Source organism: Ruminococcus sp. J1101004sp1_RTP21198st1_B9_RTP21198_201120, from assembly GCF_040924245.1.
Classification (GTDB): domain Bacteria; phylum Bacillota; class Clostridia; order Lachnospirales; family Lachnospiraceae; genus Blautia_A; species Blautia_A faecis.
The window spans coordinates 48,829-70,917 of sequence record NZ_JBCOMI010000004.1 but is presented as its reverse complement, the minus strand read 5'-3'; the positions used below and the strand labels follow the sequence as shown (position 1 = coordinate 70,917).

At 45.1% G+C, this 22,089-nt stretch carries 14 protein-coding genes and 1 pseudogene; 14 read left to right on the top strand and 1 reads right to left on the bottom strand.

The features are described from left to right. The first annotated feature begins 536 nt into the window (after window positions 1-536). Together AB5618_RS03805 and AB5618_RS03800 are read left to right on the top strand one after the other, a co-directional pair. Window positions 537-1,274, top strand: a complete 738-nt coding sequence (locus AB5618_RS03805) for an SDR family NAD(P)-dependent oxidoreductase (RefSeq protein ID WP_148463509.1) — start codon at window positions 537-539, stop codon at window positions 1,272-1,274. 191 nt (window positions 1,275-1,465) lie between these two features. Continuing rightward, window positions 1,466-2,746: a serine dehydratase subunit alpha family protein gene (locus AB5618_RS03800; RefSeq protein WP_148463508.1), complete on the top strand. Its 1,281-nt coding sequence runs from the start codon at window positions 1,466-1,468 to the stop codon at window positions 2,744-2,746. Between the two features lie 5 nt (window positions 2,747-2,751). Here the strand turns inward: AB5618_RS03800 and AB5618_RS03795 are convergent. Continuing rightward, window positions 2,752-2,811, bottom strand: a pseudogene (locus tag AB5618_RS03795) (hypothetical protein); the annotation flags it as partial. 32 nt (window positions 2,812-2,843) lie between these two features. Between AB5618_RS03795 and AB5618_RS03790 the strand changes: the two are divergent. The 12 genes from AB5618_RS03790 (at window position 2,844) to nusG (ending at window position 22,048) form a co-directional block, all read left to right on the top strand. Beyond that, complete coding sequence (locus tag AB5618_RS03790; protein WP_118577950.1) at window positions 2,844-3,800, top strand: ABC transporter permease; 957 nt, start codon at window positions 2,844-2,846, stop codon at window positions 3,798-3,800. Between the two features lie 19 nt (window positions 3,801-3,819). Then, window positions 3,820-4,689 (top strand): oligopeptide ABC transporter permease, encoded by an 870-nt coding sequence (gene opp4C, locus AB5618_RS03785; protein ID WP_148463507.1) that lies wholly within the window; start codon window positions 3,820-3,822, stop codon window positions 4,687-4,689. Between the two features lie 142 nt (window positions 4,690-4,831). Continuing rightward, on the top strand, window positions 4,832-6,412 hold the full coding sequence (locus AB5618_RS03780) for an ABC transporter substrate-binding protein (protein WP_148463506.1): 1,581 nt from the start codon (window positions 4,832-4,834) through the stop codon (window positions 6,410-6,412). Window positions 6,413-6,557: 145 nt separating this feature from the next. Beyond that, the gene (locus AB5618_RS03775; RefSeq protein ID WP_118577947.1) at window positions 6,558-7,526 is read left to right on the top strand and encodes an ABC transporter ATP-binding protein; all 969 of its coding nucleotides are present in this window, start codon (window positions 6,558-6,560) and stop codon (window positions 7,524-7,526) included. Further along, window positions 7,526-8,512: an ABC transporter ATP-binding protein gene (locus AB5618_RS03770; protein ID WP_148463505.1), complete on the top strand. Its 987-nt coding sequence runs from the start codon at window positions 7,526-7,528 to the stop codon at window positions 8,510-8,512. The genes AB5618_RS03775 and AB5618_RS03770 overlap by 1 nt, the downstream gene beginning before the upstream one ends. Window positions 8,513-8,815: 303 nt before the next feature. Next, window positions 8,816-10,561 (top strand): MATE family efflux transporter, encoded by a 1,746-nt coding sequence (locus AB5618_RS03765; RefSeq protein WP_226815528.1) that lies wholly within the window; start codon window positions 8,816-8,818, stop codon window positions 10,559-10,561. Window positions 10,562-10,573: 12 nt separating this feature from the next. Next, complete coding sequence (locus AB5618_RS03760; protein WP_148463504.1) at window positions 10,574-19,564, top strand: non-ribosomal peptide synthetase; 8,991 nt, start codon at window positions 10,574-10,576, stop codon at window positions 19,562-19,564. A 174-nt stretch (window positions 19,565-19,738) separates the two neighbouring features. Next, window positions 19,739-20,041, top strand: a complete 303-nt coding sequence (locus tag AB5618_RS03755) for an STAS domain-containing protein (protein ID WP_118577945.1) — start codon at window positions 19,739-19,741, stop codon at window positions 20,039-20,041. Between the two features lie 262 nt (window positions 20,042-20,303). Beyond that, window positions 20,304-20,894 carry a 4'-phosphopantetheinyl transferase superfamily protein gene (locus AB5618_RS03750; protein ID WP_226837789.1) on the top strand — a complete coding sequence of 197 codons (591 nt, stop codon included), beginning with the start codon at window positions 20,304-20,306 and terminating at the stop codon, window positions 20,892-20,894. A gap of 222 nt (window positions 20,895-21,116) precedes the next feature. Continuing rightward, entirely contained in the window at window positions 21,117-21,266 is a 150-nt protein-coding gene (rpmG, locus tag AB5618_RS03745; RefSeq protein WP_117853039.1) for a 50S ribosomal protein L33, read from the top strand. A gap of 25 nt (window positions 21,267-21,291) precedes the next feature. Then, window positions 21,292-21,516 carry a preprotein translocase subunit SecE gene (gene secE, locus AB5618_RS03740; protein ID WP_148463503.1) on the top strand — a complete coding sequence of 75 codons (225 nt, stop codon included), beginning with the start codon at window positions 21,292-21,294 and terminating at the stop codon, window positions 21,514-21,516. Window positions 21,517-21,532: 16 nt separating this feature from the next. Further along, on the top strand, window positions 21,533-22,048 hold the full coding sequence (gene nusG / locus AB5618_RS03735; protein ID WP_117852952.1) for a transcription termination/antitermination protein NusG: 516 nt from the start codon (window positions 21,533-21,535) through the stop codon (window positions 22,046-22,048). Window positions 22,049-22,089: the final 41 nt, after the last annotated feature.

Genomic DNA, 22,089 nt, shown 5'->3' with positions numbered 1-22,089 from the left:
TAACTGCGACTAATGCGTTCGGGAGAGCCCTCACGCATAAGTCTCCGTAAGCGCTGGATTTCGCTTACGCTAAGAGCGCGCCTGAAATGGCTCGCTGGAGTAATACACATTGCCCAAATGCTGTGTACTGGCTGGTTAGTATAAACTTTTAACGAAGGGGGGAGGGTGAGTGATTGGCTTCCCTATACTTTCTTGGCAACGATAGATGGCAAAAAACAATAAAGTTGCGGGATACCAACTACTTCACCCCACCCCCGTTGTTGTCGTTACTGTTTCTTTCTTCCCTTTCCAGTAACCAGCGATTTTGCAATGTATATTCGCAAGCCGCGCATTTCTGGAGCGGTTTTAGTGGAGGCGAGATCCATGACTTACGGAGACTTAGGCGCGAAGGCTTTCCTGAGCGTCTTAGTCGTAGTTAGTCATTAGCTTGCCGGAACGTTGCGACGCGCGGCGGTGAATATACATTGTGAAATCGCGTCCGGGATAACGACCAACACATTAAATAGCAATAAAATATACAGAAAAGAGGACACCCCATGAGCAAAGTAACCATAATCACCGGTGGTACATCTGGAATTGGAAGAGGGATTGCGGAGAAAATTCTGGAAAATTCTGCGTCAGACGATATTTTATATGTGAGCTATGGACATAACACGGAGCAGGCGGAGGAATTTCTTCATGCACAAACAGAGGAAAATCAGAAAAAAATCCGGTTACTCCAGGCTGATATGTCATCCTATGATGAAATGATGAAATTTGTATCCCGGATCAAAGAAGAAGTGAGCCATGTAGACTGGCTGGTAAACAATGTAGGAATCAGCACCTATGCGAAATATGAAGACTACACCTTCGACGAATGGACCAAAATTGTGAATACCAACCTGTCTGTCCCGGTATTTCTGGTGAAAGAACTTCGCCCCATTATGAACGAAGGCGGCAGCATTCTTTTTACAGGCTCCTACGCAGGACAGCAGGCTTATTCCTCATCCCTGGTTTACGGTGTCACCAAATCCGCCATCCACTTCCTCACCAAATCCCTGGTAAAAGAACTGGAACCAAAACAGATCCGGGTCAATGCCATTGCCCCGGGATTCATTGAAACCAGCTGGCATAAGAACCGCACCCCGGAAAGTTATGAACGTATTAACCGTAAGATTGCGCTTCACCGCTTTGGCGAGATCTCCGAAGTGGCAGACATGGCATACGAAGTCCTGAAAAATGGCTATATGAATGGAAGCGTTGTAGACATTCATGGCGGATATGACTATTTCTAAAAAGAATCCAGTGATCTGATTTTAAATAAAAAAATCTGCACCCGGATTATATTCGTGAAGTGATTAACAAAAACAAAATTCACAAATATAATCCAGGATTTTCCTAAATGCCAAATTTCCGGAATTAATTGATTTTAAGAGGATAGTGTGCTAAAGTATTCATATTGCTGGGCGAAAGCGAGGAGAAAACATTGCACAAAAGTGATGAAAAATACCAGGCTTACGTAAAAATCCTGGAGGAAGAGCTGATTCCTGCAATGGGATGTACCGAACCCATTGCCATTGCCTATGCAGGAGCAGTGGCGAGAAAAACTTTGGGCAATCTGCCGGAACAGCTGGATATTAAAGTAAGTGGAAATATTATTAAAAATGTAAAAAGCGTCATCGTTCCCAATACAGGCGGCATGAGGGGAATTGCAGCTGCTCTGTGCGCGGGTGTAATCGCAGGCGATGCGGAAGCGCTCCTTGAAGTAATTGCAAGAGTAACATCCGGTCAGAAGGAAGAAATCAAGTCCTACATGGATCAGGTGAAACCCAGGATCACTCCGGCATCCACCGGGCATGTATTTGAAATCGATCTGACCGTAACCAAAGGTACTGAAACGGCCCGTGTCCGCATTGTAGATACGCACACCAACATCATCCTTATTGAGAAAAACGGCCAGCCTGTTTTCCGGAAAGATGTCTGTTCAGGTAAGGAAGAGAAAAAGACCGACCATTCCATATTAAACATAGAAGACATTATCGACTTTGCCAATACTGTTGACACAGAAGATGTAAAGGAGGTTCTGGAGCGTCAGATCCGTTACAATACAGCCATTTCTGAGGAGGGACTTCGTGGAAACTATGGAGCGAACATCGGAAAAGTCCTTCTTCACACCTACGGCGACAATATTAAGATCCGTGCCAGAGCCAAGGCAGCAGCCGGTTCCGATGCCCGAATGAATGGCTGCGAGCTTCCTGTGGTGATCAACTCCGGAAGCGGCAATCAGGGCATGACTGCCAGCATTCCGGTCATTGAATTTGCCAGAGAGTTGCAGGTTTCCCATGACAAATTGCTTCGCGCCCTGGTGCTTTCCAATCTTGTAACCATTCATCTGAAGACGGGAATCGGAACTCTTTCTGCCTATTGCGGTGCAGTAAGTGCAGGCTGCGGAAGCGGTGCAGGAATTGCTTATCTCTACGGCGGCGATTATGAAGTAATTGCACATACAATCGTGAATTCCCTGGCAATTGTTTCCGGAATCATCTGTGACGGAGCGAAAGCCTCCTGCGCAGCCAAGATTTCAGCAGCAGTCGATGCCGGAATCATGGGCTATGAAATGTACATACAGGGACAGCAGTTCTATGGCGGTGATGGAATCGTTACCCACGGTGTGGAAAATACCATCCGGAACGTGGGACAGCTGGCGAAGGAAGGTATGTGCGAAACGGATAAAGAGATTATCCGGATTATGGTAGAGCGTGGTTGAAAAAGGCTTTCTGCAAGATGTGCGCCACAATTTGCGGGAGCTTGCGGAAATACTTTTTCAAACAGGTTCTAGGAAAAGGAGATGAAGGGAAAACACTATGAAGTGGAAATACATATTAAAAAGAATACTGATTGCCATTCCCACTTTTTTCGGAATTACCATATTGGCCTATTTTATTCTGAATATGGCGCCTGGTTCACCGCTGGATGCACTTCTGGCAGATCCGGGAATTACTCCGGCAGAGCTGGAACGTAAGAGAGTGGCACTTGGACTGGATCAGCCGGTGATCATTCAGTATTTTACCTGGCTGAAACAATTGCTTACGGGAAATCTGGGATTTTCCTACAGCACCCAGAGACCGGTGGCAGCGATGATACTGGAGCGTCTTCCGGCTACTGCGATTCTGGCAGCAAGCTCCATTGTACTGTCATTGATCGTATCCATTCCTCTTGGAATCTTTGCTGCCTCCAGGCCGAATTCAGGAAGAGATTACTTTTCCGGCGGTCTGTCTATGCTGATGATGGCGACTCCGAACTTCTTTGTAGGACTGGTATTTATTTATCTGTTCGCCATTGTGTTTAACATTCTTCCATCAGGAGGAATGTACAGCTCAAGCGGAGCTCATACATTCGGAGATCTGATGAAGCACATGATCCTGCCTTGTCTGGTCCTTTCCTTTCAGCAGATTGGAGGATGGGTAAGGCACATGCGAAGCAGTATGCTGGAAGTTATGCAGGACGACTACATTCGTACCGCCAAGTCCAAAGGTCTTACCAAATGGAAAGTGATCATGAAGCACGCCTTGAAAAATGCCCTTACACCGGTCGTTACAGTTGTGGGAATGTCCATTCCTTCTATTGTAGGCGGTGCAGTTGTAACCGAGCAGGTTTTCGGATGGCCGGGAATTGGTTCTCTTATGGTAACAGCAATCAACGGACGAGACTACCCGGTTATTATGGGAATCACGGTTATGATAGCGGCAGCGGTTCTTATTGCGAATATTCTCACTGATGTTGCATACGGAATTCTGGATCCGAGAATCAGCTATAAATAAGGGAGGATAGAAGACAGAAATGAAAAAACAGAAAAACGAAAATGTAAGCTATCTTTCCGAGGTACTTGATAAACTGAAAGAACACAAAATGGCTATGGTAGGTCTGGTGGTCCTGATCGTGGAAATCCTGATGGTGGTTTTTCTTCCCATGATCCTGAAACTGGATCCTTATACTTCAGATTACACTGCCTTTTCTGCAGCTCCGGGAGGAGCGCACATCCTTGGAACTGATGCTATCGGGCGTGATGTTTTTGCCCGTCTGATGTATGGCGGAAGAACCTCTCTGCTGGTTGGTTTTGTTTCCACACTGATCAGCTGCGCAATTGGAGTTCCTCTTGGCCTGGTTGCTGGTTATGCCAGAGGAAAGGCAGAAGCAGTTATTATGCGAATTGCAGATATTTTTATGTCTTTTCCATCAATTGTGCTGATCCTGGTGCTGGTTGCTGTTCTGGGACCGTCTGTCTGGTCTGTAACCTGTGTCATCGGTGTGCTCGGCTGGACACAGTTTGCCAGACTGATCTATGCAAATGTACTTTCCGTATCCGAGAAAGAATATGTAGAATCTGCAAGGGCAATTGGTACCTCCAATTTCAAGATCGTGACAAAGTATGTTCTTCCAAACTCTTTTGCCCCGATCCTGATCGCAATCACATTCCAGATGGCGAGTGCCATCCTTTCTGAATCATCGTTAAGCTTCCTTGGCATGGGTGTACAGCCGCCGGGAGCAAGCTGGGGAAATATGCTCTACGATGCGCAGTCCATTACTGTGCTTTCCCAGAAGCTGTGGATCTGGCTTCCGCCGGGACTTGCACTTCTGATCACGGTGTTAAGTATTAATTTTCTGGGCGACGGCATCCGCGATGCGCTGGATCCGAAAATCAAACTGTAATGTCTCAGGATCATGAAGGTCTTGATGCAAGACCGGACAGTCCGTTGACATAAGATTGGTTCCGGGAGTTTCCCGGACTGATTTGCTTCACAAAACCTGTCAGAGAAAAACATCCCTGACAAAAGAAAAAAGGAGGAGACCTATGAAATTCAACATGAAAAAGGCTGCAGCGCTCCTGCTTGCAGGAAGCATGGTAGCAGGTTATGCTGTTCCGGCTGCTGCTGAGGCAGAGGAAAAAGTTGTAACAGCTGCTATGGACCAGGCATGGGATACCATGATGCCGCTGAACACCACAAGCAACTACACCCGTTTTATCTGTGACCAGATTTATGACCGCCTGACACAGACAAACGCAGACGGTTCCATTGAGGGACGCCTTGCTGAGTCCTGGACTGTAAACGATGCCAGTGACGCAGTTACCTTTAAGCTTCATGAAGACGCAGTATGGTCTGATGGTGAGCCGGTTACAGCAGAGGACGTTGTATTCAGCTACCAGATGTATTCTGATCCGTCTGTAGAGGCAAAGAGCCGTTATCACCTGGAGTACATTGCCGGTGTGGATGATTCCGGAGCAGAGCTTTCCGAGGATTCTATCGAAGTAACTGCAGACAGCGATTATGAAGTAACCTTCAAATTAAAAGAGGCTATGTATCCTGATACATTCCTGCAGGATATCGACACTGTTTTCATCATCCCGAAACATATATTTGAAGGAAAAACAGCAGAAGAGATCAATGCTCCTGACCTTTGGGCAAATCCGGTAGGTTCCGGCCCATTCATCTATGACAGTGAGATCAATGGTGAGCGTATGGAGTTCACAAAGAACGAAAACTACTATCTTGGAACTCCAAATATTGACCGTCTGATCATCCGTGTAGTACCGTCTGCAAACGTTCTTTCCGGTCTTATGAACGGCGAGCTTGATTTGATCGGATTCGGTTCCGTACTGACTGATGACTGGGAAACAGCCAAGTCCCAGGATAACCTGGTAACAGAGTCTGTTCCTACCACTTCCTATACCACTCTGATCTTCAATACTCAGAAGGAATATCTTACTCAGGAAGTTCGCCAGGCACTGAATATGGCAATCAACCGTGACGTACTGGTAAATGGTCTTCTTATGGGAGAGGGAACTCCGATCATGACCCCGATCGCACCGGTAAGCCCATACTACAATGACAAAGTTCAGGTTCAGTACGATCCTGAAAAAGCAAAAGAGATGCTTGCAGAAGCAGGCTTCCCGGCTGGACAGACACTGAAATTTTTCATCTCCTCTGGAAGCAGCATTACCGAGAGATGTGCAGCCCTGATCGTACAGGATTTTGCAAATGTCGGTGTAAATGTAGAAATTGAGCAGATGGACTTTGCAACTCTGATGAGCCGTATGCTTGACGGCGAGCATGATCTTGGAATCATTGGTTCCGGCGGAACTCTTGACCCAAGTGAGAGCCGTGAAATGATTTATCCGGAAAGCTCCTGCAACTTCTGCCAGCTTCAGGATACAGAGCTTTCTGACCTGATCGACAAAGGAAACGCAGAGCTTACTTTTGAAGCAAGAAAACCATACTTCGATGAGTATCAGGAAAAGGTTGTAGAAAAAGCAGCTATGGGCTACTTATATACAAAGAACCTTCTTACCGCTTACAACAAGAGCATGAAGAACCTGAACGTTGCAGACTTTAATTGTCTGAACTGGTCTTCCTGGGAGTGGGATAAAGAGTAATAAAAATGGGAAACAGGACAAAAGCGGATAAAGCTTTTGATCCTGGAACCCGCCAAATATGAGAGAAAAGACTCTCATGTCTGGCGGATTTCAGGAGCTGTGAAAGAATCACAGTGAGTTAATTAAGAGAAAAAGGAGTACAGCTATGGCATCTTTACTTTCAGTAGAGAATTTACAGGTACAGTTTCAGACAAAAAAAGGCATTAACACAGCCGTTGACGGTGTAAGCTTTTCTGTAGAAAAAGGCAGGATCCTCGGAATTGTAGGAGAGTCCGGATGCGGAAAAAGTGTCACATCCATGTCTATCCTTCAGCTTCTTGGAAGCAACGCCCGGATTTCCGGCGGCAGCATCAAACTGGATGGAAAAGAACTGATAGGGCTTCCGGAGAAAGAGATGTGCAGGATCCGCGGAAATGATATTGCCATGATTTTTCAGGATCCAATGACTGCCCTGAATCCGACTCTGACTATTGGAACCCAGCTGATGGAACCAATTATGCTCCACCAGAACTGCGGTAAAAAAGAAGCCTGGACAAGAGCTGTGGACGTTCTGAAAAGAGTTGGGATCGCTGCTCCGGAGAAGCGGATGAAGGAATATCCGCATCAGCTTTCTGGCGGTATGCGCCAGCGAGTGATGATCGCCATGGCAGTATCCTGCGAGCCAAGACTTCTTATTGCAGATGAGCCTACCACAGCCCTGGACGTAACCATCCAGGCACAGATCCTGGAGCTGATGTGTGAGCTCAGGGAAAAAATGGGAACAGCCATTATGCTGATTACCCATGATATGGGGGTAGTAGCAGAGACCGCAGACGATGTGCTTGTTCTTTATGCAGGAAAAGCAGTAGAATACGGCAGCATTGAGGATATTTTTGAAAGACCGAAGCATCCTTACACACAGGGACTTTTGAACTCTATTCCCCGCCTTGATGAGGATGTAGAGCTGCTGAATACCATTGAGGGCACCGTTCCGGCACCGGACGCCATGCCTGCAGGCTGCAGATTTGCTCCCCGATGTCCTTACGGAAAAGACCGCTGCATGAAAGAAAAACCAGGCGTTTACCATGCTGGAAATTCTCTGGTAAGCTGCTTCAGATACGAGGGTGAGAAATAATGAGTGAGAACACAGGAATCTTATTGGAAACAAAGGATTTATCCAAATATTTTACGGCAAAAAAAGGGCTTCTGAACCGTAATCCATCTGTAGTAAAAGCAGTAGACCATGTAAGTCTTTCTGTGAGAAAGGGTGAGACACTGGGCCTGGTCGGAGAGTCCGGCTGCGGAAAATCCACTCTGGGAAGAACTATTCTCCGCCTGATCCCGGCAACAGAGGGCCAGGTTATGTACAATGGGGAAGACATCCTTACCTATGATAAGAAAAAAATGTGGGAAATGCGCCGGAAGCTGCAGATTATTTTCCAGGATCCATATAGCTCCCTGAATCCCAGAATGACCGTTTATGATCTGATCAGTGCCCCTCTTGAGGTGTATAAAGTGGGGACTAAGGAAGAACGCAGGGAAATGGTGGAAGAGATCCTTCAGGAGGTTGGACTGGATAAACAGTATCTGAATCGTTTTCCTCACGAGTTTTCAGGCGGTCAGAGGCAGCGAATCGGAATTGCAAGGGCACTGATCCTGAATCCGGAATTTGTTGTCTGTGATGAGGCAGTTTCCGCACTGGACGTATCTGTCCGCGCGCAGGTGCTGAATCTTATGAGAAATATGCAGCAGAAGAAAAATCTGACCTACCTGTTTATCTCCCATGACCTGAGTGTAGTCCGCCATATCAGTGACAGAATTGCAGTTATGTATCTTGGAAGTGTGGTTGAGGTTGCAGAAAAAGCCCAGCTTTATTCCAATCCGATGCACCCCTATACAAAAGCTCTTCTTTCTGCAATCCCGCTTCCAGATGTGAAGAAGAAACGTCAGCGTATCATTCTGGAGGGTGACGTGCCAAGTGCCTACAATCCACCGTCAGGATGCAAATTCCATACCCGCTGTCCCTATGCAACAGACCGCTGCAGGCAGGAAGCTCCTGTGCTTCAGGAGGTGGAAAAGGGGCATAAAGCAGCCTGCCACAGGGCTTTGGAGCTTGCCTGAAAATTTATTTCCTGCAATCTGCAGGCTCCGCAAATTGTGACGTACATTTTGTAGAAAGCCTTTTTAAACATGTTCTGGAGTCTGCTGAATAATTACATATCAGGAAGGATACTACCGGTTTCCAAAGAATTCCATTAAAGGGATATCTTCGGGAAACCGGTATTTTTTTAAGCTATTTTTGTTTAATTTGACGTTGTTTTCGTTGCTTTATTGAAAAATATTTCATTTTTTGCTAAATTATATATAAATATGGAGTATTCTGATTTTGTTTAGAAATACTCCAAAATTTCGAAAGGGGATGGAATGGTGGAAAACAGAAATAACAGGTTGCTGAATGCGAAATTAAACAAGTATATCGTTCCAGGTATTATGATGTCGCTGGCACTTCAGCTTGGAAACATTGTGGACACTATCTTTGTAAGTAATTTAATTGGTGTAGAAGCAATGTCCGCAGTCACAATGAGTCTTCCGGTTGAAACGATAGTTCAGCTTACCGGTTACTGTCTGGGTGTGGGAGGTTCCATAGCCGCAGGAAATATGCTTGGTAAACGTGACAAAGAAGGGGCTTCGAGATTGTTTTCGGCCACTTTTATTGTCACACTCGTGGTGGGACTGCTGTTTTCTCTTATTGCATTTCCTGCTGCAGGACCTATTGCCAGATTTCTGGTATCCGGAGACGGAGTTTTGACAACTTATACAAGAGACTATATCCGCATTAGCATGTTAGGTGCACCGGTAATCGGAATCGGTCTGATGATGGTAAACTACCTTGGGGTGGAAAACCATCCGGAGCTTGCTTCTGTTTATCTGATCGCAGCCAATGTGATAAATCTTGTGCTGGATTACATATTTCTTAGATTTACACCACTTGGAGTTACAGGTGCATCCTTATCAACGGTACTTGGCTTTCTTTTTGCCATGGTGGTTTTCCTTTTCTATATTCGCTCAGATAAGAGGAATATCAGTTTCGTGCGGCTGAATGCAAAGGATTTCGGAATCGTGAAGGAGGCAGTGATTACAGGTGTGCCCATGCTTGTTTTCATGGCAACCAATTTTGTAAAAGCCCTTGGTCTGAACACCATCATTATGAATCAGATCGGGGAAGACGGAATGGCAGTATTTACGGTCTGCGACAATGTTTTGCTGATCGTGGAAATGCTTACAGGCGGAATCATTGGCGTAATTCCTAATGTTGCAGGAATTCTTTTTGGAGAAAAAGACTATGTGGGAATCCGTGTCCTGTGCAAAAAAATGCTGAAATACAGCTACATCGTGCTGGCAGTCATATTCGTTCTGATCATGCTGTTTACAGAACAGATCACCATTATGTTCGGAGGCGGCGGAGAGCTGGGACGGGAGATGGTTCATGCACTGCGTATTTTTGCTTTATGTGTAGTGCTTTATCTCTGGAATAAATTTACCGTAAGCTATTATGAATCTATTGAAGAGACTGCAATTGCAAGCTTTGTTACCTTCCTTGAAAACGCAGTGGCAGTTCTTCCTGCAACATTTATAGGAATTTCTATCTGGAAACAGATTGATGGAATCGGTACAAATGGAATTGGTGCTGCATTTGTTGCCACAGAGATCATAACCTTGATCGCAGCCTGGATTTTCCGAAAGATCAAACACAAAAATTCTACTTTTTATATTGTTCCGGACCAAAATCCCGGAATCAATTTTGATTTTTCCATTAAGAGCACCATGGAAGAAGCTGGCGCGGTTAACAGAAAAATCCTGGAGTTCTGCAAGGAAAACGGTGTATCCGGAAACAGAGCCAATCTTGCTGCCGTGTGTGCAGAAGAAATGACTGTGAATATCATTAAATTTGGTGGAAAAACTTCCAACTGGATCGACATCAATCTTTGCCTGGAGGATGACATTTGCCAGTTAAGGATAAGAGACAACGGAGTGAATTTTAATCCGTTGGAATACAGCTATGACCATGAGGAGTTTGATATCCATGGAATTGAGCTGGTGAAAAAGATTTCAAAATCAATGGATTATATCCGCGCAATTGATATGAATAATACTATAATATCATTTTAGGAGGTGCAGGAAATGTCTGACATTAACGAAAAGAGCAATTTTGTTTTTGAATTTCAGCCTGTGACAAAGCTGTTTGAAGAGCAGGTGCGGCTTCATCCTGACAAATGTGCTGTAGCTTCCAGCAAGGAAAGCTTTACCTACGCACAGCTGAATGAAAGAGCAAACAGAATTGCGAATTCTCTTATTGAAAAAGGCGTTGGCTGTGAAAAAATCGTAGGTGTGGTACTGGAGCGCTGCTGTGACTTTTACGCAGTCCGTCAGGGTATTTTGAAGGCTGGTGGTGCATTTGCTGTCGCAGCCCCGGATTATCCCGATGACCGTGTGCAGTTCATTTTTGAAGATGCAGGAGTTCCCTTTATTATCACCACAAAGGAAATCGCGAAGGACCGCCAGGAGCTGTTTTCCAGGCTTTCCTGTACGGTGCTTCTGCTTGAAGAATTGCTGGAAAATCCAAATGCGGGGAACCCGGATACCAGGATTAAGGAACATGATCTTTGCTACTGTATTTACACCTCCGGTTCCACGGGAAAACCAAAAGGTGTTATGATCGAGCATATCAACCTTGCCAATTTTGTAAATCCTAATCCAAAGAATGCGGAAACCTATGGCTATGTAAGCAGGGGAAGCGTTTCCCTTTCCATGGCAGCCATGACATTTGATGTTTCGGTACTGGAGGAATTTCTCCCTCTCACCAATGGAATGACTGCAGTGATCGCAAGCGATGAAGAGATCCTGAATCCCATTATGCTTGGAGATTTAATTGTAAAAAATAAAGTGGATATTATGACCACAACTCCTACCTATCTTTCCAATATGATCGATCTGCCCCAGCTTCAGGAAGCAGCTGCCCAGATCAAGGTATTTGACGTAGGAGCAGAAGCATTCCCGCCTGCACTTTTTGACAAGATTCACGCAGTAAACCCGGATGCTTATATTATGAACGGCTATGGACCAACCGAGACTACCATCAGCTGTACCATGAAGGTAATCACCGACAGCAAAAACATTACCATCGGAAAGCCAAACGGCAATGTTCAGGTTTATGTGGTTGACAAAGAGAACAGGATCCTTCCGGACGGAGAGACCGGAGAGCTTGTAATTGCAGGTCTTGGAGTAGGTCGTGGCTACATCAATCTGCCGGAGAAAACAGCAGAAGTTTTCATCACTCTCAACGGAGAAAGAGCCTATAAAACAGGCGATCTTGCAAAGATCACTCCAGATGGCGAGATCGAATTTTTCGGAAGAATTGACAATCAGATCAAGCTTCGCGGTCTCAGAATCGAGCTTGGTGAGATCGAGGAGGTTGTTAACAGCTTCGAAGGAATCATCACCAGTATTACAGTACCGGTGGATAATAAATATCTTTGCTGCTACTTTATGGCAGACCGCCAGATCAATGTTGAAGCGCTTACCGCTTATGCGTCAGAATCCCTGGCTCATTACATGGTTCCGGATGTTTTCATCCAGCTGGAAAAAATGCCTTTAACACAGAATGGCAAAATTGACAAAAAAGCATTGCCCAAGCCGGTGGCGCAGCCCAGAAATCTGAAAGAGCCGGAAACTCCAATGCAGAAGAAGATCTTTGACATTGTGGCCCAAGTAGTAGAAAACGACTTCTTCGGAATCGACACCAGTTTTTACAAGGCCGGCCTTTCCTCCATCAGTGCAATGAAGCTCTGTGTTCTGATCTCAGAGGAATTTGGTGTTACCGTAAAAACAAGCGATATCCACGAGAACAATACCGTGGAGAAGCTGGAAAAATATGTCATGCTGGCGCCGAAACTCAGAACCTACGAAAAGAGAGAGGTTTATCCTCTTACCGGTTCCCAGAAGGGTATTTTTGCAGAATGCAGCAAAAATCCTGAGAGTACCGTATACAATATCCCCTTCCTTTTTGAACTGGATCCAACAGTGGATACCCGGAAATTATCCGATGCAATTGCCAGAATGGTAAGCGCCCATTCCTATCTGCTCACACAGGTATATCTTGACGATAATGGGGAGATGGTACAGCGCCCTGGAAATGAGACATTTGTGCCGGAAGTGATCGAGACCACAAATGAGAAATTTGCCAGCCAGAAGGAAAGCCTTGTACGTCCGTTTAAGCTGGAAAAGGGACGTCTCCTTCGTGTGGCAATTTATGTGACAGAAGATAAGAAATACCTCTTTACTGATTTCCACCATATTATTGCTGACGGCAACTCCTATGATATCATTTTCGAGGATATCAATAAGGCCTATATGGGTGAAAAACTGGAAAAAGAGTCCTATACCGGATTTGATGCGGCCCTTGACGAAGAACAGCAGATGAAAGAGGGCAAATACAAAAAAGCTGAGAAATATTATGACAGTATTTTTGAAGGAATTGAAACGGAATCCCTCCCTATGCCAGACCTGAATGGAAAAGCTCCTGAAAAAGGTTATCTGGAGAAGACCATGGGCCTGAAAGAAGAGGCCATTCTTTCCTATTGCGAGAAGCTGGGTGTTACCCCGAATATTTTATTTACAGGTCTGTTCGGCATCCTTATGGCAAAATACTCCAATGCAGAGGACAGTCTGTTGTCTACTATTTATAATGGACGAAACGATTCCAGGCTTGAAAACACAGTCTGCATGCTGGTAAAAACCCTTCCTGTTTATTGCAAATTCGACCCGAAGACCACCGTACAGGCGTATATGGCAGAGCTTTCCGAGCAGATGCTGTCCTCCATGGCAAACGATATTTTCCCATTTTCCGATATTTGTGCAAAATACGGGCTGAATTCGGATCTTACCTTTGCATACCAGGCAGAGTTAAGCGACGATTATCCAATTGGAGACACCATTGCCAGAGGCCACGACCTTTCCCTGGATATGGCCAAAATGCCTCTGCTGATCCAGGTAAGAGAGTACAACCACACTTATGTGCTTACAGCAGAATACCGCAGCGACATGTACAGCCAGGCCTTTATTGACGGAATCCTGGATTCCTATGAAGCTGCCATGAGCTCCATGCTGAAAACAAAATATGTTTCTGAAATCTCTGTGATCTCTCAGAGTGGGGTAAACAAGATCGCAGAATTCAATCATACAGAAAACGAATTTGACAGAAGCAAAACCATTTCTGACATGTTCGCTGAATTGGCAGAGACCATTCCAGACCACACCGCAGTGGTATTTAAAGACCGGAAATATACATACAAAGAACTGGACGAGCTCAGCAACAGACTTGGAAAATATATTGCATCCCAGGGAATCGGCAGGGAGGATGTAGTCTCCATTCTGATCCCCCGCTGCGAATACATGGCCATCGCACCAATGGGCGTGATCAAAGCCGGTGCGGCATACCAGCCTCTTGACCCTACTTACCCGAAAGACCGCCTGATGTACATGCTGGAGGATTCTGCTGCTAAGCTTTTGATCGCAGACAGAGAGCTTCTGCCGCTGGTAGACGGCTATCAGGGACCTGTTTTATTTACAGATGAGATCCCACAGCTGGAAGAGCGTGATGTGGAACTTAAGAAGCCAGAGCTTCATGATCTGTTTATTTTACTGTACACTTCCGGCTCCACCGGCGTGCCGAAAGGCTGTATGCTGGAATATGGAAATATCACTGCATTCTGCCACTGGTACAAAAAGTATTACCAGGTAGATCACAGCTCCAAAATAGCAGCTTATGCGTCCTTTGGATTTGATGCTTCCATGATGGATATTTACGGTGCAATTGCAAACGGTGCAGAGCTTCACATTATTCCGGAAGAAATCCGTCTTGATTTTATTGCACTTCAGCGTTATTTTGAAGAGAATGGCGTTACCCATTCCTTTATGACTACACAGGTGGGAAGACAGTTTGCGATGGAAATGAGCTGCGAGAGTCTGCAATATCTTTCCATAGGTGGAGAGAAGCTTGTTCCTATGGAACCGCCGAAGGATTATAAATTCTTTAATGCGTATGGTCCTACAGAGTGCACAATTTTTACAACTGTATTTGAAGTGGATAAATATTATTCAAATATTCCAATCGGAAAAGCGCTTGATAATTTCAAGCTTTATATAGCCGATAAGTTTGGTCATCTGCTTCCATACGGTGCCTGCGGTGAACTGATGATCTCCGGATGGCAGGTTTCCAGAGGCTATCTGAATAAACCGGAGAAAACTTCGGAAGTTTATACGAAGAATATTTATGACGATGCAGAAGGTTATGAAGTCCTGTATCATTCCGGTGATGTTGCCAGATATCTTCCGGATGGAAACATCCAGATCATTGGAAGAAAAGACTCCCAGGTTAAGGTCAGAGGCTTTAGAATTGAGCTTTCCGAGGTTGAGGAGGTCATAAGAAGATACGAAGGCATAAAGGATGCAACCGTAGTGGCTTTTGACGATCCAAATGGCGGCGGAAAATATATTGCAGCTTATGTAGTATCTGACGGTCAGGTTGACATAAATAAGTTAAATGATTTCATCAAAGAAACCAAGCCTCCATACATGGTTCCGGCAGTTACCATGCAGATCGACAAGATTCCGCTGAACCAGAATCAGAAGGTAAACAAAAAAGCCCTTCCACTGCCAGAGCGAAAAGTGGAAGAGATCGTGAAACCGGAGAATGAGACCCAGCAGAAGCTGTTTGACTGTATTGCTGAGGTTCTTGGCTATACCGAATTCGGCATTACCACAGATATTTACGAGGCAGGACTGACCTCTATCACTGCTATTAAGCTGAATATCCTTATTTCTAAAGCTTTTGACATTGTGATAAAAACATCTGACATCAAGGATCACCCAACTATTCAGATGTTAGAGGGCTTTGTGAAGACTGCCGGAAAAGAAACCAAGAGGGAAATCCAGGAAAATTATCCTCTCACCAATACCCAGGAGGGAATTTTCATCGAGTGTACAGCCAATATGGGATCCACCATTTACAATATCCCATATCTTCTGAAGCTTGACAAAAAGGTTGACCTGGATAAGCTGGCAGAAGCAATTGACAGCACCGTTGCAGCTCATCCTTACCTGAAAACCCGTCTCTTTATGAGCGACGAAGGAGAAGTCCTTCAGAAACGTAATGATGCTTTCACTTATAAGACGCAGATTATAAATGGAATGAACCGGGAAACTCTGGTTCGTCCGTACATGCTGTTTAATGAACAGCTTTTCCGCTTTGAGATTCACAGAACCTGTGATGGAAATTATCTGTTCCTTGACATTCATCATATTGTTGCAGATGGTACCTCCCTGGGCATTATCCTGAACGACATTAACAGGGCTTACAGCGGAGAAAAGCTGGAAGTGGAAGAGTATACTTCCTATGATCTGGCCCTTGATAACAGGGATGCTCTGGCAAGTGATGCTTATAAGAATGCAGAGAACTACTATAAATCCGTTTTTGAAAATGCGGGCGGAAGCATCAACTTCTATCCAGACAAGAGCGGAGCAGCTCCAACCGCAGAGATGTATCATCGTGAGACCAGTGAGTTCTCCGTACAGGACGTGAAGGCATTCTGTAAGAAGCACGGAATTACAGAGAATGTATTCTTTATCTCTGCTTTTGGTATTACTCTTGGAAAATACAATTTCAGGAAGGATGCGGTATTTACCACTATTTACCACGGCAGAAACGATTCCAGACTTTCCGATACCGTGGGTATGCTGGTAAAGACTCTTCCCGTTTACTGTGATTTCTCAGGAAGCACTGCGGATTGCCTGAATGCTGTCCAGCAGCAGCTGATTAATTCCATGAACAACGATATTTATCCGTTCTCCCAGATCAGCCATGAGTTCAACATCAAGGCAGATGCCATGGTGATCTATCAGGGCGACAACTTCGCCTTTGATAATATCGGCGGGGAATATGCGCAGGAAGAACCTGTTCAGCTGAATGCGGCAAAGGCACCTGTTTCCATCAGTATTTCAATTGAGAGAAATAAGTTTGTCTTTGAGATTGAGTACAGAGGCGACATGTACAACGAGGAAACCATCAAATACCTTGCAGATAACCTGGAAACAACGGCAGATGGAATCCTGAGAGAATACGAGCCGGCAGACATCAGACTGATGTTTGAGGAAGAAACCAAAATGGAAGATGATCCTTCCCATGCCGGAAAGACCTTTGTAGACCTGTTCAGGGAAGCTGTTGCAAAATATCCGGACAGACCGGCGGTAAAAGACGGAATGGGCGAGCTTACCTATAAAGAACTGGACCATATGTCAGATTATGTTGCTCAGAAGCTTACGCAAAATGGCTTTGGCAGGGAAAAGGTTGCAGGTATTCTGTGCGGAAGAACAAAGGAATATGCCGTAGCTTATATCGGTGTTATGAAAGCCGGCGGTGCGTATGTTCCATTGGATCCGGAATATCCGCAGAGCAGAATTGAGTACATGCTGAAGGATTCCGAGGCAGAAAACCTGCTTGTAATAGACCGTTACCGCAGTCTGGTAGGCTTCTACGACCAGAATGTGATCAGCCTGGATGACGTGGCAGCAGAATCCAAAGACTTTGCACTTTCTGTAGAGCTCACAGCTCCGAAACCAGAGAACCTGGCTTATATGATCTACACATCCGGTTCCACCGGAAAACCAAAAGGTGTTATGCTTGAACAGCGGAACCTGCTGAACCTGATCGAGTATATCCTTATGACAAGAAAACTGACACCAGATGATATTGTGGCAGAGTTTGCAAGCTTCTGCTTCGATGCATCCGTGATCGACCTGTTTGCTCCGCTTACTGCAGGCGCAGTACTGTACATTTTGCCAGAGAGCATACGAAAAGATGCGGTTGCTGTTGGAAAATTCATAAAAGAAGAAAAAATTACCACAGCTACCTTCCCAACTCAGATGGGCGAGTTGGTTGCAGAGCTTCTTGACGATGCTCCGAGCCTGAAATTTGTCACCCTGGGTGGTGAGAAGTTCAAATATTACCGGGATAGAACTTACCAGATGATCAATGGCTACGGTCCAACGGAGAATACTGTTTCCTCCACAGAGTTCTGGGTTGACAAACAGTACGACAACATCCCGATCGGTAAGTCACAGCGGAATATCCGCAGCTACATTGTGGACGAAAATATGAAACGGCTTCCGGTAGGCGCTTCTGGTGAGCTTTGCCATGCCGGACGTCAGATTGCAAGAGGATATCACAATCTTCCTGAGAAGACGGCTTCCGTATTTGTGGAAAATCCGTTCTCCGTATGTGACGAGGACAAACGTCTTTACAGAACCGGTGATATGGTCCGCATGAAAGGTGACGGAAATATTGAATATATCGGAAGAATCGATTCCCAGGTAAAGATAAGAGGATATCGTATTGAACTTGGTGAGATCGAAGGAGCTCTTCTGAAGCACGATAAGGTGAAGAATGCTGCTGTTATAGTGATCGAAAAAGGCGGAAACAAATATATCACAGCTTATTATACTGGTGAAATCATTCCGGAAGATGAGCTGAAACTGTTCCTGAACCCGCTGATTCCGGATTACATGATGCCATCCTTCTTTGTCCATCTTGAGAAAATGCCGGTGACTCCTGGCGGAAAGATAGACAAAAAGGCGCTTCCGGTACCAGAAGTAACCACCACAGCAAGCACAGCCTATGTGGAGCCTGTTACCGCTGTCCAGATTGCACTTTGCGAGATATTTGAAAAAGCACTTGGCATTGAAAAAGTAGGAATTGAGGACAACTTCTTCGAACTTGGAGGCTCCTCACTTACTGCATCAAAAGTTGCTGTTATGTGCCTTTCCAAGAATATTTCCATTGTATATGCAGACATTTTCAAATATCCGACCATCCGTGAGCTTTCTGCAATCGTGGATAACAGTGAGGCATTTGAAAATCCGCAGAGTGAGAACGAATTCTCCAGCTACAATTATAACCGGATCCAGAGCGTGATCAGCGGAAATGTAGAAGAAAACGTAAACCAGGTGACAAAGGAAGAAATTGGTGATATCATGATCACAGGTGCAACCGGCTTCCTGGGAATTCATGTTCTGAAGGCTTACCTGGATAATTATGACGGTAAGGTTTACTGTCTGGTACGTAAGGGTAAATATGAGTCCATGGAGAAACGAATGATGCATATGTTGATGTATTACTTCGATAATCCGTGCCAGGAACTGTTTGGAGAGCGTATTATCTGTGTGGATGGCGATATTACCTCGAAAGAACAGGTGGAGAAATTTGCAGATTACAAATTTAACACCATTATTAACTGCGCAGCCTGCGTAAAGCATTTTGCAGCTGGTGATGTACTGGAGAAGATAAATGTACACGGAGTGGAAAATCTGATTGAATTCTGTAAAAATAGTGGACGCAGACTGATCCAGATTTCTACTGTTTCTGTTGCCGGAGAAGGTTCCGATGGTGTTCCGCCAATGTCCAGAGTCTTTAATGAAAACGATCTGTATATTGGACAGAACATCACAAATGAATATATCCGCACAAAATTCCTTGCAGAGAGAGCTGTACTGGAAGCTGTTTCCAGTGGGCTTGACGGAAAGGTTATCCGTGTAGGAAATCTGATGAGCCGAAATTCAGATGGTGAATTCCAGATCAACTTTATTACAAACGGATTCCTGCGAAGCCTGAGAGGATATGAGGCAGTTGGTAAATTCCCAATTGGGGCTATGCACGAAGTTACAGAATTTTCACCAATTGATTCTACTGCACTTGCAGTGTTGAAACTGGTGCAGACAGACCGGAGATTTACCGTATTCCACGCCTGCAACAGCCATCATATCTATATGGCGGATCTGATCTATGCAATGCGGAGCCATGGATTTGACATTGACATTGTAAGTGATGAAGAGTTTGAGGCTGCAGTAAAAGAATTTGCAAAGAACAGTGATGATTCGGATGTTGTTTCCGGACTGATCGCGTATACGGCTCATAATGAAAATGAGATCTATACCCTGGATTACAGCAACCGGTTTACAGCACAGGTTCTTTACAGACTGGATTACAAATGGCCGGTTACAGATGACAGATATCTGGAAAGCGCTATTGAGGCACTTGACAGACTTGCATTTTTTGATTGATGATGGAACAAAGTTACTGCCCACAGATGAAGTTTTACATACAGCTGGACAGTAACTGGTTTACTCAGTGGGCAGGGTGGGAACTCGTGTTGGAAGTCCCCTCCTGGGCCTGCTGCGTGATAACCCCGGAAACCCGTTGAGCGTGTTTCCTGTAACTTAAAGGAGGAAATTGTAATGGAAATTGTAAGTAAGACAGAGGGCAGCAAGGTAACTATGGAGATCACAGGATGGCTTGACACCCAGACTGCACCGCAGCTGGAAAAGGAGCTGTCAGCACTTGATCCTGGTACAACCAGCCTGGTATTTGACTTTGCAAACCTGGAATATATCTCTTCTGCCGGACTTCGTCTGGTAATCGCCGCTTATAAGAAGATGGCAGGCAAGGAAGGCTTCAGGATTGTAAATGTTTCTGATGAAGTGTACGATGTTTTCAGCCTTACCGGATTTGATCAGAAGATTAATATTGAGAAGAAATAAAGGCTGAATTCGTGCATGGCGAAGCGCATTGCATGTCACAGGCAACATTCCGCGAGGTGCTTTTTGGACAAAAAGTTCACAGAAAACTCGAGAATTGCGGCGCGCAATCATGCTTTGCATGATTGCTGCGTATTGCTGTAAGCGAAGTGAACAGCAGCCTGTCTGGAGCAGGCCTGGGGAATCTACAGTTGCTACCCGGTGCTTTTTATAGTAAGAAATGATAAAATTATATAGAATCAATATCAATACTCTTGAGGATCCCTTGCAGAATGAAAGTCTTTTGGAACAAGTTGGACCAGAGAGAAGAAAGAAGGTCATCCGGTATCTTCAGCCGGATGACCGAAAAAGGAGTCTGGGCGCAGGAATTATGATCCGGAAGATCCTGAATGGGAACGGACTTTCCGAAAGCAGCCTGAAATATTCCGAAAATGGGAAGCCTGTGGCGGATCATCTCCATTTTAATATCTCCCATGCCGGAGACTATGTGGTGGGAGTGGTGTCGGATGATGAAGTGGGATGCGACATTGAGCGGAATGTCAATGCGCCTCTGGAAATTGCGGAGCATTATTTCCATTCGACAGAGCGGGAATATATAGAAGCTGCTTCTGACCCGGGCAAAGCTTTTTTTACACTTTGGACCTTAAAGGAAAGTTATATGAAAATGACAGGCAGGGGGATGAGCCTTCCGCTTGATTCTTTCGAGATCATTCGAAAAGATCAGGGCTTTGTTCTGGGAAAATCACCGAAAAGACCAGGCTTTTTCAGGACAATGGAATTTGAGAATTATATTTTCTCAGTGTGCATGGAAAGTGATTTTTCTTTGCCGCCCAAGGGCTTTACAGAGCTTCTGTGACACTACTGCCTTTTGCTGCTATCCAGCATGGATTGGAGCTTATTTTTAGTCAAAAAATCCTTAAGAATTATATGCAAAAGACTTGACGGATATGTCCGCTGTGTGGTAAACTGTACAAGCGACATGGAAGTTAGGTCTTTTTTTTATGCCGAAAAACGGTGGCGGATACACCGAAAAGGCTGATTTAAGACCATGCAAATGAAAACACTGGAGGTGGAAGTTGTGCGCGTTAGGATTACATTAGCATGTACAGAGTGCAAGCAGCGTAACTACAATATGACCAAGGAGAAAAAGAACCATCCTGAGAGAATGGAAACCAAGAAATATTGTAAGTTCTGCCAGAGACACACAATGCACAAGGAAACAAAATAGTCACTTTAGATTGTGAGGTTAGGCTATGCAAGAAAAAGAAAAATCTGCAGGCAAGACCGCCAAGGCTAAGGAGCCGAAAAAATCCTGGTTCCAGGGGCTGAAGGCAGAGTTCAACAAAATTGTCTGGACAGACCGCGATACACTGATGAAACAGTCAGTTGTTGTTATTGTCATAACCGTAATTCTCGGTGCGATCATCAGTGTGATGGATGCAGGCATTCTGGAATGCATTAATCTTTTAATCAAATAAGGACAAAGGTGATTGTATGTCAGAAGCAAAATGGTACGTTGTCCATACCTATTCCGGTTATGAGAACAAGGTAAAGGCCAACATTGAGAAGACAATTGAAAACCGACATCTTGAGGATCAGATTCTGGAAGTACGGGTTCCTCTGGAAGACGTTGTGGAGATGCGTAATGGTGTTTCCAAGCAGGTCCAGAGAAAAATGTTCCCAAGCTATGTTCTTATCAACATGGTCATGAACGACGATACCTGGTATGTTGTCCGGAATACCCGTGGAGTGACTGGGTTTGTTGGTCCGGGATCCAAGCCTGTACCGCTCACAGAAGAGGAAATGAAGCCGCTGGGCATCAAAGATGAGACTGTCCGCGTTGACTTCGCTGAGGGCGATACCGTAGTAGTAACAGGCGGAGCCTGGAAAGAGACTACAGGTGTTGTGACTGCCATCAATCCGCAGAAACAGCTTGTAACGATCAATGTAGAGATGTTTGGACGCGAAACACCGGTTGTGATCAGTTTCGCAGAAGTTCAGAAAATGTAACAGACAAAGGTAACACAATATCGTGGGAGGGACATACCCCC

What these genes read in the sequence shown, in the direction of transcription:
- AB5618_RS03805 (WP_148463509.1), top strand. Translation starts at nt 537, where the DNA reads ATGAGCAAAGTAACCATAATCACCGGTGGTACATCTGGAATTGGAAGA.
- AB5618_RS03790 (WP_118577950.1), top strand. Translation starts at nt 2,844, where the DNA reads ATGAAGTGGAAATACATATTAAAAAGAATACTGATTGCCATTCCCACT.
- opp4C (WP_148463507.1), top strand. Translation starts at nt 3,820, where the DNA reads ATGAAAAAACAGAAAAACGAAAATGTAAGCTATCTTTCCGAGGTACTT.
- AB5618_RS03780 (WP_148463506.1), top strand. Translation starts at nt 4,832, where the DNA reads ATGAAATTCAACATGAAAAAGGCTGCAGCGCTCCTGCTTGCAGGAAGC.
- AB5618_RS03775 (WP_118577947.1), top strand. Translation starts at nt 6,558, where the DNA reads ATGGCATCTTTACTTTCAGTAGAGAATTTACAGGTACAGTTTCAGACA.
- AB5618_RS03770 (WP_148463505.1), top strand. Translation starts at nt 7,526, where the DNA reads ATGAGTGAGAACACAGGAATCTTATTGGAAACAAAGGATTTATCCAAA.
- AB5618_RS03765 (WP_226815528.1), top strand. Translation starts at nt 8,816, where the DNA reads ATGGTGGAAAACAGAAATAACAGGTTGCTGAATGCGAAATTAAACAAG.
- AB5618_RS03760 (WP_148463504.1), top strand. Translation starts at nt 10,574, where the DNA reads ATGTCTGACATTAACGAAAAGAGCAATTTTGTTTTTGAATTTCAGCCT.
- AB5618_RS03755 (WP_118577945.1), top strand. Translation starts at nt 19,739, where the DNA reads ATGGAAATTGTAAGTAAGACAGAGGGCAGCAAGGTAACTATGGAGATC.
- secE (WP_148463503.1), top strand. Translation starts at nt 21,292, where the DNA reads ATGCAAGAAAAAGAAAAATCTGCAGGCAAGACCGCCAAGGCTAAGGAG.
- nusG (WP_117852952.1), top strand. Translation starts at nt 21,533, where the DNA reads ATGTCAGAAGCAAAATGGTACGTTGTCCATACCTATTCCGGTTATGAG.